This window comes from Sphingopyxis sp. 550B, assembly GCF_057401805.1.
This window is the reverse complement of record NZ_CM171610.1, coordinates 3,772,291-3,786,063: the sequence shown is the minus strand read 5'-3', so window position 1 is coordinate 3,786,063 and position 13,773 is coordinate 3,772,291. Positions and strand designations below refer to the sequence as shown.

The following is a 13,773-nucleotide window of genomic DNA, read 5'->3' as shown; positions in this document are numbered from 1 at the left end:
ATACGCAGTTTCACATGAAGAATGTCACTATCGCCCTCGACGACGAAACGCATCGCCGCGCGCGTATTCGCGCGGCGGAACTGGGGACGTCGCTGTCGGCGCTGGTGAAGGATTATCTGCGGCAATTGGCCGATGCGCCGTCGCCCGAAGCCGGAGTGCGGGAAATGCCCATGCCCTTTACCGCCGCGCCCGCTTATGCGGCCGGCCCGCCGACGATCAAGCCCGCGCCGCGGAACGCCAAGCCGCGGCAGCCGGGGGCGCTGCGGGGGAAGACCGGGGTCGCCGACGATTTCGACGAATGGCCCGAAGGCTTCCTCGACGCCCTCTATGGCGAAGATACCGAGGCCGCGCGCAACTGGTATAAATGAGGCTGCTGCTCGACACCCATGCGCTGATCTGGTGGCTGGAGGATTCGCGGCACCTCGGCCCCGTGTCGCGCGCGTTGATCGCCGATGCGGACAATGACGTGCTGGTCAGTATCGTGTCGCTTTGGGAAATCACGATAAAATGGCGGGTCGGCAAATTGGCGCAATCGGGAAGCCATTTCGCCGAGCTGCTTGACGATCAGCGCATCGACTTGTTGCCCGTGACGGCGGAGCATATCCGCGCGCTCGATACGCTCGCCTTTCATCACGGCGACTCGTTCGATCATCTGATTCTGGCGCAGGCGGAGCGGGAGCGGTTGATGGTCGTGACGAGCGACCGGCAGATGGCGCTTTATGGTGTTCCTTGCATCGAGGCGGCGAAATGACGGAGCAGGGTCCCGTTACGCACAGCCTCGCCACGCCGGACGGCGACATCTGCTGGTTCGAATGGGGGCAGCCGGGGGAAGGGGCGACGCTGCTCCTGCTCCACGCGACGGGTTTTCATGCGCGGTGCTGGGACCGGGTGGTCGCGGCGCTGCCGTCCGGCACGCATGTCGTCGCGCCCGATCATCGCGGCCATGGGCGCAGCTTTCGGCCGGCGTCGCTGTCCGACTGGACCGGCAATGCCGCGGCGCTGCTGCCGCTGGTCGATCGCTTTGCCGGGCGGCCGCTCGTCGGCTGCGGCCACAGCATGGGCGGCTATGTCCTCACCCGCCTCGCCGCCGAGCGGCGCGAGGCCTTTCGCCATCTGGTCCTGATCGATCCGGTGATCATGGCGCCGGAACTCTATGCCGGCGGCGGCGATGCGCCGGTGCCCGATCCGGCCGAATTTCCGGTGTCGCGCCGCCGCAACCAGTGGGCGGATGCGGACGAGATGCGCGCGCGCTTCGCCGATCGCCTGCCCTACAGCCGGTGGGACCCGCGGGTGCTCGCCGATTATTGCGCCCACGGGCTGCTTCCGGCCGCTTCGGGCGAGGGGTTTGAGCTGGCGTGCCCGCCGGCGCTGGAAGCGTCGATGTATCAGAATGCGCTGCGGAACGATCCCCATGCGTGGCTCGGCGCCCTCGCGGCGCCCGTCACGCTGATCCGCGCCCCGGCGGGAACGCGCGACGGCGCGCTCGATTTCTCGCAAAGCCCGACATGGCCCGAACTCGGCCCGCACCTCGGCGCGGTGCGCGACGAGCTGTGGGCTCAGAACAGCCATTTCATCCCGATGGAAGCGCCCGGGCGCGTCGCGGACCTGCTTGCCGGACTGATCTGACCGCTCGGGAAAGGCGTTCGCGGCTGTATCAGATAGCGACATATGCGATCACCCCCTTGGTCGCGCGCGTGGGGCTGGGCTAGGGTGGCGGCATGACCATCTCGCTCTCCGATCATGAAACCGGCGCCCGATACGAGGGCGATTATGGCAAGGACCTCGCCGCGCTGCAGGACCGGCTCGAACGCATCCAGGCCGCGCATATCGCCTATGGCCAGCGCAGCGTCATCATGCTCGAAGGCTGGGACGCGGCGGGCAAGGGCGGGATCATCCAGCGGATGACCGCCTCGCTCGACCCGCGCTTCTACGAGGTCTGGCCGATCGGCGCGCCGAACGATGCGGAAAAGGCGCGGCATTTCCTGTGGCGCTTCTGGACGCGCCTGCCCGGAAACCGCGAAATCTGCGTCTTCGACCGCAGTTGGTACGGGCGCGTCCTCGTCGAGCGTGTCGAGGGTTTCGCGACCGAGGCCGAGTGGCGCAAGGGCTATGACGAGATCAACGAGTTCGAGGCGCAGCTGACCGGATCGGCGACCAACCTCGTCAAATTGTTCGTCCACGTCACGCAGGAGGAACAGGACCGGCGCTTCGCCGATCGCCTCGACGATCCGTGGAAGCGGTGGAAGACGGGGGGCGAGGATTATCGCAACCGGGCAAAGCGCCCGGACTATCTCGCCGCGATCGAGGAGATGTTCCAGCAGACCGACACGCGCTGGGCGCCGTGGAAGGTGATCGACGGCAACAACAAGAAGGCGGCGCGCATCGCCGCGCTGACGCATGTCGCCGAGCGGCTCGAGGCCGCGGTGCCGATGACGCCGCCCGAACGCGATCCCGCGGTGGTCAAGCTGGCGCGCAAGGCCTTCGGCTATGAGGTGAAGGATTGAGGCGGCGGCAGCCTTAGGGTCAGGACCCATTAATTCCGCGTTCGAGGCGTCGAAATGGCGAAGATATCGGGCTTGGGCGGATGCAGCGGGTAGCATCGCTACCCGCAAGGCCGCGCGGGCCCGAGATCGAAGCCATTTCGGCGTCCCTGCGGGATTTGACCGATTTTGCCCATGGCTTCGTCGAAAAGTCTTGAAATATATTCATATTCCTACGCCTTTCCTCCTCGCCCTGAGCAAAATCGCTTCAAACCTCGAACGCGGAATTAATGGGTCCTGACCCTAAAGCCACAAAAGCCCCGCATGCATGCATCGAAATTGTGTCCTTTGTGGCTTTACACTCTGATGACATTGAATTGACCCACTTCGTCATTGCGACCCCGGACCTGATCCGGGGGAAGCAATCCAGAGCGGTTTACATGAGCTCTGGATTGCCGCGCGGCTTCGCCGCTCGCAATGACGATTCCAACTCATGTCGTTATGGGCCAAGCGATCGTTTCGCAACAAACCGGAAGGCGCATGGGAACCGACGATGGCAAAGAGCCGAAACGCGGGTCTGGCACGGTGGAATAATGCAGGAAAGCGCTTTCGGGCGCGTCTTTCGGGTGCTGCCGCCTAGCCATCGCGTCTCTCAATCGCTACATGAACGGGATGAACCGCGCCAAGAGATCCGACGACTGGGGTTTCCCCCGCTGGCGCGCCTATGGTGCGTCGCGCGAGGCCCAGAAGGTGCGGATCTGCGACCGCTACGGTTGCGAGGAACCCGGCAACTGTCCTGCGCCCAAGTCGCCGAACAGCCCCGACCGCTGGTATTTCTGCGAGGCGCACGCCGCCGAATATAATCGCGGCTGGGACTATTTCGCCGGGCTGAGCGCCGAGGAGGCGGCCGAGCGCGCCGCCGACGAGGCGCGCGGCGCGCGCAGCTATGCCCGCGCGCAGCATTATGGCTGGGGCGGCCCCGGCGACGGCAGCCGCAGCGCCGACGAGATGCGCGCGCTCGAGGTGCTGGGGCTCGACCCCGACGCCGATTTCGAGGCGACGAAGAAGGCGTGGCGCGGATTGGCGAAGGAATGCCACCCCGACGTCAGGCCCGGCGACGAAGAGGCCGCAAAGCGCTTCGCGGCGGGGCAGGCGGCATTCGAGGTGCTGAAGCAGGCCGAGGAACGCAAGAGCTGGAAACCGGCGTAGCGGGCTGTTGGGCGTCGTTTTGGATTGAAGCACCCCGTCATTGCGAGGAGCGCAGCGACGAAGCAATCTCCAGCTATCGGCATCGCAGAACGATAGCTGGAGATTGCTTCGCTGCGCTCGCAATGACGAAGCTAAACAACGCCAGCCGGCACCGCCCCGGAAATATCGGGGCGGGCAGCGCCCACCCCGCGTGTCTTACAGGCCGTCGAGGCCCTTGCTGACCAGTACGTTCACCGCGACGCGGCGGTTCTGCGCCTTGCCTTCGATGGTGTCGTTGCTGGCCGCCGGGTCCGCTTCCGCCATCCCGGTGGGGGTCAGCATGCGATAGGGTTTCCAGCCGCAGGCCTGCTGAAGATGATTGACGACGCGGCCCGCCCGCTTTTCGCTGAGCTGCTGGTTGAACTCCTGGCTTCCCGTCGAATCGGTGTAGCCGACGACGAGCAGCAGCGCGTTGTCCATCCCCTCGGCCTGGCTGGCCGTGGCGCACAGCTCGGCCTTCGCCTGTTCGGACAGCACGGCCTTGCCGACGTCGAAGTTCACGTTGGTCGTGCCCTTGACATTATACTGGTCGATGTCGCCCATGCGGCCGCGCAGCGCCTCCGTCGCCGCCGTCTGTTCGGCGAAGCGCTGGTCGGTGCCGGTGCGGATCATCGACGCGGTCCTGAGGTCCTTGTTCTTGAGGTCGACCTCGCTCGCCACCAGGCCGCCGTCCCACTGCAGCGTCTCCACCGTCACCGGCAGCCCGTTGAGCAGCGAATCGGCGGCGAGCTTGTTGCGGTTGAGGCCCAAGAAGCCCCCCTTGGACTTGATCCGGGTGTTGTCGGTGATCGCGATGACCGTGTTGGCACCGTCGGCGGTCGTGACCTGCATCCGGTTGCCGCTGCGCGCGGAGATGATGCCCTCGATCTCCGGCCCCTTGGTCATCTCCGCCTCGGTCGGCAGCGTGCCATAGACGGTCGTCATGACGTCGCCCTCGGACGCGTCCTGCGGCTGCGCTGCCAGGCCGACCGTCGCCGGTGCGGCCAGCATGGCGAGCAGCAACGCTATTCGGGAATTTCTGGAAACGGCACCCATGATATCACTCCTTCAATGAGCCGCCCCCGCGTTCAGGTCGCCCTTTCCGGCACCTGCGGAGTCCCTGCAAGAGCGCGCGATTGCTTGCGCCGGTAATTGGAGTGCATTGTGCGGCGAACCGATGGCGAACGGTGTTTGCGGCGTCCTTTCGCGCGTTTCGGGCCTATGCCGACGGCGCGTCGCTAGTCATAGACGCAGGCATCGAGCCCGTCGCGCGCGACGACGCCGATGCGGGCGCGGATCATGTTGCCGTACCGGCGCGTGAAGCCCGACGGGCTGATCGCCTCGCGCTTCTTGGGCAGCGGCAGGATCGCGGCGATGCGCGCCGCTTCGGCGGGCGTCAGCCGGCTCGCGCCATGCTTGAAATAGCGCTGCGCCCCCGCCTCGACGCCATAGGTGCCGATGCCGGTCTCGGCGATGTTGAGATAGACCTCCATGATCCGCCGCTTGCCCCAGATCTTTTCGATCAGGAAGGTGAACCACACCTCCGGCACCTTGCGCAGATAGCGCGTCCAGCCGCTGCCCTGCCACAGGAAGGCGTTTTTCGCCGTCTGCTGGCTGATCGTCGATCCGCCGCGGATTCGCTTGCCCTGCGCGTTGCGCTCGATCGCCTGCTCGATCGCGGCGCGGTCGAAGCCGTTGTGACTGCAATATTTGCCGTCCTCGGCGGCGATCGCGGCGCGGACCATGGTGCGGTCGATCCGCGACAGGCTGGTCCAGTCCTTGGTGATGCCGTTGCGGTCCGCGAGCATGGTGAAGGTCACCGGCGGCGGCACGACGGCATAGAGGAGCACCCAGAGGACGGAGAAGAGCAGGGCGCCGACCAGAATCTTGAGCGCGGTCCCGAAGAACCGCCCCATGGTGGATTTCGCCCGCGTCCCGCTTTTCCTCGCCATCGAAGCGGCCTAGTCGAGTGCGATGCAAAGGAAAAGTCCCGATCGCATGTGTCGATTCGCCATGCTGCCGCCCGCGTTTGTCCTGATCGCCCTGTTAGCGACAGTCGCCCCGGCGGCGGCGCAGGAACCGCGTGCGCTGTGCCCCGACCGGCCGGGGCTCGGCACCCCCGCCTGCACCGTGGAGGCGGGAACCGTGGTGATCGAACTCGGCATCGGCGACTGGACGCGCGAGCGCGACGGCACCCTGCGTACCGACACGGTGACTGCGGGGGAGGCGTTGCTGCGCGTCGGCCTGACGCCTTCGACCGAGGTGCAGGTCGGCTGGACCGCGCTCGGCCGTGTGCGCGAGCGCGACAGGGTTGCGGGGACCGCGGCCGGCCGGACCGGGACGGGGGACGTGACGCTGGCGCTGCGCCGCAACCTGCGCAACCCCGACGGTTCGGGCTTTTCGCTGGCGGTCATGCCCTATGCGAGCCTGCCGGTCGGCGGCCGCGCGCTCGGCGCCGGCGATTGGGGCGCGGGCCTGCTGATCCCGGCGAGCGTCGAGGCGGGGGCGGTTTCGCTCAGCCTGACGCCGCACGTCGACGCGGCGGTCGACGCCGACGGCAATGGCCGCCATCTCGCCTATGGCGCGGTGGCCGGGACGGGTTTCGCGGCTTCGGACGCGATATCGATCGCGGCCGAACTCTCCTTCGTGCGCGACCGCGATCCTGCCGGGCACGACAGCGAATGGCTCGCCGGTCTGTCGGCCGGATGGCAGCCGGACGACGACAGCCAATGGGACATCGGCGCCAATATCGGCCTCAACCGCGCCAGCCCCGATTTTCAATTCTATTTCGGCTTTGCGCGCCGTTTCTAGATTCTGTCATGCTTGGCTTGAATGTGCCTCAACCAGAAGCGGAAAAGCGCAAGCTTCCCGACGGCGCGGGAGCATATCACTTTGAAGCATGATCATCTTTGAATGAAACCTGCTGATTTATAGGCGTATCCCCGCGCAGGCGGGGACCCAGAGCGATCTTGCGCCAGCCTGCCCCGAATCCCCGCCTGCGCGGGGACACACAAATGTTTCAGTCAAAGCGGATTACGCTCCTGGGAACGGGGCCGCAGGCCGGAGCGTACGACGGCCGCCATTCTCGCCGGTTCAGGGCTTCGGCGGGTCGCCGTCTTTCCCGTCCGGCGCGGCGCCGGCATCGTCGCCGGCCCTGTCCTTGCTGGCGTCCTTGCTGTCGTCCTTGGCGGCATCGATCGCGTCGTTCGCCTTCGCCGCCGCATCTCTGGCGGCGTCGCCTGCCTTGGCGGCGGCAACCTTGGCCGCGTCCGCGGCATCGGCGGCGAGCGAGCGCATCTTGGCCTCGGCTTCGGCCTCCTTGCCGCTCATCACCAGCCACGCCATCACGCCCGCCGCGATCAGTGCCAGCAGCGCGAGCCAATAGCCGAAGTGCCAGTCGATCTGGATCATCGACAGCGCCGCCTGATCGAGTCCGCCGTTGCCGCCGCCATTCTTGGCCGCTTCGGCGGCGATCGCGTCCTTGCTGTAGCGCCACGTCCCGATCAGGATCAGCAGCAGCGCCGCCGCCGAGGTGCCGAGCACCAGCTTCGCCGTTTCGCGCCCGCGCGTGAACAGCAGCACCAGCCCGCCGACGATCGCGAGCAGCGCAAGGATCAGCCACAGGTTCATCGCGGCCCCGTCACCGCTGCTCGATGCCCGGCCCATCGTCTTGATGCTGCCGAAAGCCAGGCCGAACCCGCTCGCCTCGGCGATCTTCTGGTTGGAGCAACTGACCGTCATCCACGGCAGCAGGAAGGCGAGCAGCGCAATGCCCTTGGGTATCCGGATCCATTTCCACATGATGAGTCCCCCTGTAGCGGTGACGAAGCGTCGGGAGGGGAAGCTAATCCTTTGCTCCCGCCTGTCAATTCACGCCGCGAGCAGGCGGTGACGCAGCCCGGTTGGTCGGGGTCGGAAAAATTCGGCCATCCCCGATCCCGTCATGCTGGACCTGGAGTGCGATGACATCGAATGGACTCGTCATTGCGAGCGGCGAAGCCGCGCGGCAATCCAGAGTAGCGCAAACCGCCGCGGATTGCTTCCCCCGGAATCAGATCCGGGGTCGCAATGACGAAGCGGGTATGGCTGTGGGGATTCGGATTTCGGCACGGTTTCTCTCTTTCGTCACCCTGAACTTGTTTGGCGTTTATACCTTGGAGACAGGGACGCTGGTGATCCCCGGCGAAAGCCGGGGTCCATGCGAGGCAGGCGCACGTAGCTGGACCCCGGCTTTCGCCGGGGAACAGGTTTCTACCTGTCGAAAGGAGCTTGTTTCAGCATCCGTGGCCAGCCCTCCCGCTTTGCGCGGCATCTGCCGCAAGCGCGAGTCATGAATGCCGAAACAAGGCGAGCGTGACGAAGGAAACAAGTGTCGCGCCAGCCCGACCTGCGTCGAACGGCGTCACTCTCCGGAGTATGAGAGCCCCGCCGGTCAGGTCGCGATCAGCCGCCGTTCGCCGGCGAGCTTCAGCATCGCCTTCTGCAGCTTTTCGAACGCGCGCACCTCGATCTGGCGGACGCGCTCGCGGCTGACGTCGTAGACCTGGCTCAGGTCCTCGAGCGTCTTGGGGTCGTCGGTCAGGCGGCGTTCGGTCAGGATGTGGCGTTCGCGGTCGTTCAGCGTTTCGAGCGCTTCGCTGAGCAGCGCGTGGCGCACGTCGCGTTCCTCCGCCTCGGCGACGCGCTCGTCCTGCAGCGGGCCTTCGTCGCCGAGCAGATCCTGCCACTGGCTGTCACCGTCCTCGCCCATCGGGACGTTGAGCGACGTGTCGCCGCCCATCGCCATGCGGCGGTTCATGCTGACCACCTCGTCCTCGGTGACGCCAAGGTCGGTCGCGATCTTCGCGACATGTTCGGGGCTCAGGTCGCCGTCCTCGAACGCCTCGAGGTTGTTCTTCATCCGGCGAAGGTTGAAGAACAGCTTCTTCTGCGCCGCAGTGGTGCCCATCTTCACGAGGCTCCACGACCGCAGGATGAATTCCTGGATCGAGGCGCGAATCCACCACATCGCATAGGTGGCGAGGCGGAAGCCGCGGTCGGGGTCGAATTTCTTCACCCCCTGCATCAGGCCGATATTGCCCTCGCTGATCAGCTCGCTGACCGGCAGGCCATAGCCGCGATAGCCCATCGCGATCTTGGCGACGAGGCGCAGGTGCGAAGTCACGAGCTGCGCCGCGGCCTCGTTATCGTCATGTTCCTGGAACCGCTTCGCGAGCATATATTCCTGCTCGGGCGTCAACAGGGGGAATTTGCGGATTTCGGCCAGATAGCGGTTCAGGCTCGCCTCACCGCCGAGCGCGGGCACCACAGCCGGAACGTTGCTTTTATTCGCCATTGGTAAAGTGTCTTCCCTAAAACCTGAAAATATCCTGCCGCGGTTGGCTCCGGCGGTCAAAATAGATTTTCATTCGAAACCTAAACGCGCAGTTCGTCGATCAGTTCCCGCATGTCCGCGGGCAGATCGCTGTCGAGTGCGATCCTTTTGCCAGTTACTGGATGAATAAAACCCAAATGGGCCGCGTGCAATGCCTGCCGCTCGAAACCCCGCGCTTTCAGCACGTCCGACAGCGGCTTGCGGGTGCGGCCATAGACCGGGTCGCCGACCAGCGGATGCCCGATATGCGCCATGTGGACGCGCACCTGGTGGGTACGGCCGGTTTCGAGCCGGCATTCGACGACCGTCGCACCGCGCAGGGGCTCGATGGTGCGATAATGGGTGACGGCCTGCTTGCCGCGCCCCGCGGGCACGACCGCCATCTTCTTGCGGTTCGTCGGCGAGCGGCCGAGCGCCGCCTCGACCGTGCCGTTCGCGGGCATCGGGCGGCCGGTCGCGATGGCGAGATAGCGGCGATCGATGCTGTGCGCCGCGAACTGCTTCGCCAGTCCCTCGTGCGCCTTGTCGTGCTTGGCGGCTACGATCAGCCCGCTGGTGTCCTTGTCGATGCGGTGGACGATGCCCGGCCGCGCCACGCCGCCGATTCCCGACAACTGCCCCGCGCAATGGTGGAGCAGCGCGTTGACCATCGTCCCGTCCAGGTTTCCTGCGGCGGGGTGGACGACCATGCCCGCGGGCTTGTCGACGACGATCAGATGCTCGTCCTCATAAGCGATGACAAGGTCCAGGTCCTGCGCGACGTTGTGCGCGGGCGCGGGGGTCGGCACGCGCACTTCCAGCGTCGCGGGCGCCGCGGCCTTCGCCGCCGGGTCCCACAGCACCGTGCCGCGCGTGTCGGCGACCCGGCCGCCCTTGATCAGCGTCTTGACGCGCTCGCGCGACAGGTCGGGCAGCGCCTCGGCCAGCGCGCGATCGAGCCGCAGCCCGGCCGCGCTGTCCGCCAGCGTCACGGTCAAGATGGCGTCGTCCCCCTGCATCGAGGTCGATGTGGCTTCGGCGCGTCGAAATTCAAGGGGATCGCGCTTGCCCTTCGCCCCTTCGCTGCCGTAGGAGCGGCAGCGGACCGGGCCCGGTCCGCCCTGGGGGGAGCCTTCATCCATGACCGACGATCGCGTCGATTTCGCGTCCATGCTGGCCTCGCGCCTGTGCCACGATCTGCTCAGCCCGGTGGGCGCTTTCGCCAACGGGCTCGAACTGCTCGCCGACGAGCAGGACGCCGAAATGCGTGCGCGCGTGTTCGACCTGCTCGAACAGAGCGCGAGGACGTCGGCCAACAAGCTCAAATTCTTCCGCCTCGCTTTCGGTTCGGCAGGCGGGTTCGGCGACGCGGTGCCGCCCGACGAGGCGAAGGCGGCGATCGAGGGGATCATGGCCGACCGGCCGATCGAGCTGAACTGGATGATCGCCGACGAGCCGCTGCCCAAGCCGGCGGTCAAGATCATCCTCAACCTCGCGCTGATCCTCGTCGATGCGCTGGTGCGCGGCGGGCGGCTCGACATCGGCTGCGAAAAGGCGGGCGAGGGGATCGAGATCGCGCTGCATGCCGAGGCCGAGCGCATCCTGGTCGATGCCGATGTCGAACGCCTGCTTTCCGAAGGCGAAGGGGCCGCCGCGATGACGTCGCGCACCGCGCCCGCCGCGCTTGTCCAGGCGGTCGCGGCGCAGAATGGCGGCACGGTGATGCTCGCGCGCGAAACGCCGACCTCGCTGCTCGTCGGGGCGGTGCTCAAGGGGGCTAGGCAAACCCTCCGTTAACCATTGTCGGCCATGGTGCGCACAGGATTTTGGGGCGCACCGATACCGCGATGGACGATCTGCTGAACGATTTTCTGACCGAGACGTCGGAAATCCTTGCCGAAGCGGCGGGGGCGATCGTCGCGTGGGAGGCCGACCCCGCCGATCGCGAGCGGCTCGACGCGATCTTTCGGCTCGTCCACACGATCAAGGGCAGTTCGGGCTTTCTGGCCCTGCCGCGCGTCACGGCGCTGTCGCATGCCGCCGAGGATGCGCTCGACCAAGTCCGCCGCGGTAACCGCCCGGCCGACGCCATGCTCGTCACCGCCGTGCTGGCGATCGTCGACCGGCTGAGCGAGCTGTGCGACGCGCTGGGCCGCGACGGGGCGGAGCCCGCGGGCGACGACGGCGCGATCATCGCCGCGCTCGACGGCCGGCAGTCCGATGCCGATCCGGCGGTCGAAGTCGCGGGCATCCCGCTTCGCCGCGAGGACGACCTGCTTGCCGACGGGCAGGGGTGGCGCTCGATCCGGGTGCCGCTGCCGCTGCTCGACAGCGTGATGACGGGGGTCACCGACATCGTCCTCGCGCGCAACGAATTCACCCGGATGCTGCGCGAATCGGGGCCCGATCCGGCACTGATCGCCTCGTTCGACCGCTTGTCGGATTCGATCGCCGGCATGCGCCATTCGGTCAGCCAGATGCGGATGCAGCGGATCGACAAGCTGTTCGCGCCGCTGCCGCGGATCGTGCGCGACCTGGCGCAGGAAACGGGCAAGAAAATCCGCTTCACGACCAGCGGCGGCGAGGTCGAACTCGACCGCGAGATGATGGAGAATATCCGCGATCCGCTGATCCACATCGTCCGCAACGCGGTCGACCATGGCGTCGAGGCGCCCGCCGACCGCGCGGCGGCGGGAAAGGACATGACCGCGACCATCGTCGTCGCGGCGCGCCAGTCGGGCAACCAGATCGAGATCGAGGTGCGCGACGACGGCCGCGGCCTGTCGCCCGACGCGCTGGTCGCCAAAGCGATCGCGGCGCGGATTCTGACCGCGAGCGACGCGCGCGCGCTGACGCCCGCCGAACGGCTCGGCCTGATCTTCCGCCCCGGCTTTTCGACCGCGGCGCAGGTGACGGCGATTTCGGGACGCGGCGTCGGCATGGATATCGTCAACGCCAATGTCGAGAAGATCGGCGGCGTCGTCGAACTGCGCAACGAGGAGGGGCGCGGCCTGTCGATCCTGCTGCGCGTGCCGATGACGCTGACGATCATCTCCGGCCTGATGGTGCGCGCCGCCGGGCAGTATTTCGCGATTCCGCGCGGCGCGGTGCGCGAGATCCTGCTCGAAAACAGCGATACGGTGCGCATCGACCGCGTCGGCGGCGGCGAACTGGCGACCGTGCGCGGACAGCGCTACCCCCTGCTGCGGCTGGAGGAGGTGCTCGGCTGCCCGCGCGATGCGGAGGAGGATGACGACGACCGCGCGCTGGTGATCGTCCGGCCGGGGCAGGGGCAGAGCTATGCGCTGAGCGTCGCGGCGATCCACGATCAGGAGGAACTGGTGATCAAGCCCGCGGCGCCGATCATCATGGCGACCGGCCTTTATGCCGGCACGACGCTGCCAGACAATGGGCAGCCGGTGCTGCTGCTCGACGTGCAGGGACTGCTGGCCGCCGCGGCGATCGACGCGGCCGAGGCGGAACGCGGCGAAGCCGCCGCCGCCGAGGAGGCCGCCGCCGCGGCCGCGGCGCGCGACGCGGCGCAGCTTCTGCTGTTCCGCGATACCGATGGCCGGACGCGCGGCGTGCGCCTGTCGGTGATCGAGCGCGTCGAGGAAGTGCCCGCGCTCGCCCTGTTCGAAAGCGCCGGGACGGTGCGGGTCCAGATCGGCGACGATATTTTCCCCGTCCACGCCGACGCGCTGCCCGAAGGCCATGGCACGGTGAAGCTGCTGCGCCTGTTCGATGGCCGCACGGTGCTCTGCTATCCGGTCGCGGCGGTCGTCGACATCGTGCGGCTGCCCGACGCGGTGCAGCCCGCCGCGGCGCCGGGGCTGGTCGCCGGCGTCGTGCTGATCGGCGGCGAGCCGGTCGAGCTGATCGACCCGTTCTGGCTGATGGAACGCCACGCGGCCATCCTCACCCCGTCCGTGGAGGAGGCCCGCCGGCCGCTGTGCCGCATCGCCGACGATGCCGACGGCTGGGGCGGCAATTTCCTCGCGCCGATCCTGCGCGGCGCGGGCTATCGCGTCGTGTCCGACGGCGATGCCGGCGAAGGCGAGGCGCCCGACGTGCTGCTGTGCCTTGCCGCCGACGACGGGCTTTGCGCGCATGGCGGCGGCATCCCGGTGATCCGCCTGCGCGCTTCGGCGGCGACGGCCGGACCGGCCGACGAAACCATCTATCGCTACGATCGCCAGGCGCTTCTCGATGCGCTGCGCCGGCATGTCGGGGGAGGCCGGCCGTGATCGACAGGCTCTATCTGGTCGCGCGGATCGCCGACACGCGCGTCGCGCTGCGCAGCGACGCGATCAATTCGGTCGTCACCGTCGGCCAGCCGGTCGCGGTCCCCGCCGCGCCGCCGCATGTCGTGGGAATCTTCGCGCTGCGCAGCCGCGTGCTGACGCTGATCGACCCGCATGTCGTCGTCGGCCTGCCGGCGGTTCCCGTCGCGCCCGGCCAGCGCGTGATCGTCGTCGACGTCGGTGGACACGGCTATGCGCTGCTCGCCGACGCGATCGAGGATGTCTGTTTCATCGCGGCGCCCGAAACGCGTGTCGCGGGCAAGCTGCTGCCCGGCTGGGCGCGGGTCGCGGATGCGATGATAGAGCATGACGGGGCGTCGCTGCTCGTCGTCGACCCGGCGCATTTCATCGCCGCGCCCGCCGCGCGGGCGGCCTGACGGGATGCCCATCATGTTAACGCGCTGCATAC

General features: G+C 67.3%; 14 protein-coding genes. 9 read left to right on the top strand and 5 right to left on the bottom strand.

Annotated features, from left to right (window positions below; translation table 11 throughout):
* Window positions 1–14: 14 nt before the first annotated feature.
* From AC2S9W_RS17510 to AC2S9W_RS17490, 5 genes are all read left to right on the top strand, one after another.
* A complete protein-coding gene (locus AC2S9W_RS17510; protein ID WP_241941274.1) occupies window positions 15–368 on the top strand; it encodes a hypothetical protein in 354 nt (117 codons plus the stop codon).
* On the top strand, window positions 365–751 hold the full coding sequence (locus tag AC2S9W_RS17505; protein ID WP_486571348.1) for a type II toxin-antitoxin system VapC family toxin: 387 nt from the start codon (window positions 365–367) through the stop codon (window positions 749–751). Before AC2S9W_RS17510 ends, AC2S9W_RS17505 begins: the two co-directional genes overlap by 4 nt.
* Entirely contained in the window at window positions 748–1,626 is an 879-nt protein-coding gene (locus tag AC2S9W_RS17500) for an alpha/beta fold hydrolase (RefSeq protein WP_486571347.1), read from the top strand. The genes AC2S9W_RS17505 and AC2S9W_RS17500 overlap by 4 nt, the downstream gene beginning before the upstream one ends.
* 92 nt (window positions 1,627–1,718) lie before the next feature.
* Window positions 1,719–2,504, top strand: coding sequence for a polyphosphate kinase 2 family protein (locus AC2S9W_RS17495; RefSeq protein WP_067107534.1), 786 nt, complete (start codon window positions 1,719–1,721; stop codon window positions 2,502–2,504).
* A gap of 648 nt (window positions 2,505–3,152) precedes the next feature.
* On the top strand, window positions 3,153–3,689 hold the full coding sequence (locus AC2S9W_RS17490) for a J domain-containing protein (RefSeq protein WP_076077985.1): 537 nt from the start codon (window positions 3,153–3,155) through the stop codon (window positions 3,687–3,689).
* Between the two features lie 195 nt (window positions 3,690–3,884).
* Here the strand turns inward: AC2S9W_RS17490 and AC2S9W_RS17485 are convergent, their stop codons facing one another.
* On the bottom strand, window positions 3,885–4,763 hold the full coding sequence (locus AC2S9W_RS17485; protein ID WP_104959758.1) for an OmpA family protein: 879 nt from the start codon (window positions 4,761–4,763) through the stop codon (window positions 3,885–3,887).
* 182 nt (window positions 4,764–4,945) lie between these two features.
* Window positions 4,946–5,623 carry a monofunctional biosynthetic peptidoglycan transglycosylase gene (mtgA, locus tag AC2S9W_RS17480; RefSeq protein WP_076076083.1) on the bottom strand — a complete coding sequence of 226 codons (678 nt, stop codon included), beginning with the start codon at window positions 5,621–5,623 and terminating at the stop codon, window positions 4,946–4,948.
* An 82-nt stretch (window positions 5,624–5,705) separates the two neighbouring features.
* Here mtgA and AC2S9W_RS17475 point away from each other — a divergent pair, with 82 nt between their 5' ends.
* Window positions 5,706–6,518, top strand: a complete 813-nt coding sequence (locus tag AC2S9W_RS17475; protein WP_486571346.1) for a transporter — start codon at window positions 5,706–5,708, stop codon at window positions 6,516–6,518.
* Window positions 6,519–6,800: 282 nt separating this feature from the next.
* Here AC2S9W_RS17475 and AC2S9W_RS17470 read toward each other — a convergent pair whose 3' ends face one another.
* The 3 genes from AC2S9W_RS17470 to AC2S9W_RS17460 all read right to left on the bottom strand — a co-directional run bounded on the left by AC2S9W_RS17470 (window position 6,801) and on the right by AC2S9W_RS17460 (window position 10,079).
* Entirely contained in the window at window positions 6,801–7,508 is a 708-nt protein-coding gene (locus AC2S9W_RS17470) for a hypothetical protein (protein WP_076076078.1), read from the bottom strand.
* Between the two features lie 631 nt (window positions 7,509–8,139).
* The gene (gene rpoH, locus AC2S9W_RS17465) at window positions 8,140–9,042 is read right to left on the bottom strand and encodes an RNA polymerase sigma factor RpoH (protein WP_067113112.1); all 903 of its coding nucleotides are present in this window, start codon (window positions 9,040–9,042) and stop codon (window positions 8,140–8,142) included.
* An 80-nt stretch (window positions 9,043–9,122) separates the two neighbouring features.
* Complete coding sequence (locus AC2S9W_RS17460) at window positions 9,123–10,079, bottom strand: RluA family pseudouridine synthase (RefSeq protein ID WP_076076073.1); 957 nt, start codon at window positions 10,077–10,079, stop codon at window positions 9,123–9,125.
* 121 nt (window positions 10,080–10,200) lie between these two features.
* Here AC2S9W_RS17460 and AC2S9W_RS17455 point away from each other — a divergent pair, with 121 nt between their 5' ends.
* Genes AC2S9W_RS17455 through AC2S9W_RS17445 form a run of 3 tightly spaced genes read left to right on the top strand, consistent with a single transcriptional unit; the run spans window position 10,201 to window position 13,741 of the window.
* Complete coding sequence (locus AC2S9W_RS17455) at window positions 10,201–10,857, top strand: histidine phosphotransferase family protein (RefSeq protein ID WP_076076071.1); 657 nt, start codon at window positions 10,201–10,203, stop codon at window positions 10,855–10,857.
* Between the two features lie 29 nt (window positions 10,858–10,886).
* On the top strand, window positions 10,887–13,307 hold the full coding sequence (locus AC2S9W_RS17450) for a chemotaxis protein CheA (RefSeq protein ID WP_486571345.1): 2,421 nt from the start codon (window positions 10,887–10,889) through the stop codon (window positions 13,305–13,307).
* A complete protein-coding gene (locus tag AC2S9W_RS17445; protein ID WP_067184886.1) occupies window positions 13,304–13,741 on the top strand; it encodes a chemotaxis protein CheW in 438 nt (145 codons plus the stop codon). The genes AC2S9W_RS17450 and AC2S9W_RS17445 overlap by 4 nt, the downstream gene beginning before the upstream one ends.
* The last annotated feature ends 32 nt before the right edge of the window (window positions 13,742–13,773 follow it).

Excerpts from the sequence above, each read along its gene's own strand:
- AC2S9W_RS17510 (WP_241941274.1), top strand. The coding sequence starts at position 15 with ATGAAGAATGTCACTATCGCCCTCGACGACGAAACGCATCGCCGCGCG.
- AC2S9W_RS17505 (WP_486571348.1), top strand. The coding sequence starts at position 365 with ATGAGGCTGCTGCTCGACACCCATGCGCTGATCTGGTGGCTGGAGGAT.
- AC2S9W_RS17500 (WP_486571347.1), top strand. The coding sequence starts at position 748 with ATGACGGAGCAGGGTCCCGTTACGCACAGCCTCGCCACGCCGGACGGC.
- AC2S9W_RS17495 (WP_067107534.1), top strand. The coding sequence starts at position 1,719 with ATGACCATCTCGCTCTCCGATCATGAAACCGGCGCCCGATACGAGGGC.
- AC2S9W_RS17490 (WP_076077985.1), top strand. The coding sequence starts at position 3,153 with ATGAACCGCGCCAAGAGATCCGACGACTGGGGTTTCCCCCGCTGGCGC.
- AC2S9W_RS17485 (WP_104959758.1), bottom strand. The coding sequence starts at position 4,763 with ATGGGTGCCGTTTCCAGAAATTCCCGAATAGCGTTGCTGCTCGCCATG.
- mtgA (WP_076076083.1), bottom strand. The coding sequence starts at position 5,623 with ATGGGGCGGTTCTTCGGGACCGCGCTCAAGATTCTGGTCGGCGCCCTG.
- AC2S9W_RS17475 (WP_486571346.1), top strand. The coding sequence starts at position 5,706 with ATGTGTCGATTCGCCATGCTGCCGCCCGCGTTTGTCCTGATCGCCCTG.
- AC2S9W_RS17470 (WP_076076078.1), bottom strand. The coding sequence starts at position 7,508 with ATGTGGAAATGGATCCGGATACCCAAGGGCATTGCGCTGCTCGCCTTC.
- rpoH (WP_067113112.1), bottom strand. The coding sequence starts at position 9,042 with ATGGCGAATAAAAGCAACGTTCCGGCTGTGGTGCCCGCGCTCGGCGGT.
- AC2S9W_RS17460 (WP_076076073.1), bottom strand. The coding sequence starts at position 10,079 with ATGCAGGGGGACGACGCCATCTTGACCGTGACGCTGGCGGACAGCGCG.
- AC2S9W_RS17455 (WP_076076071.1), top strand. The coding sequence starts at position 10,201 with ATGACCGACGATCGCGTCGATTTCGCGTCCATGCTGGCCTCGCGCCTG.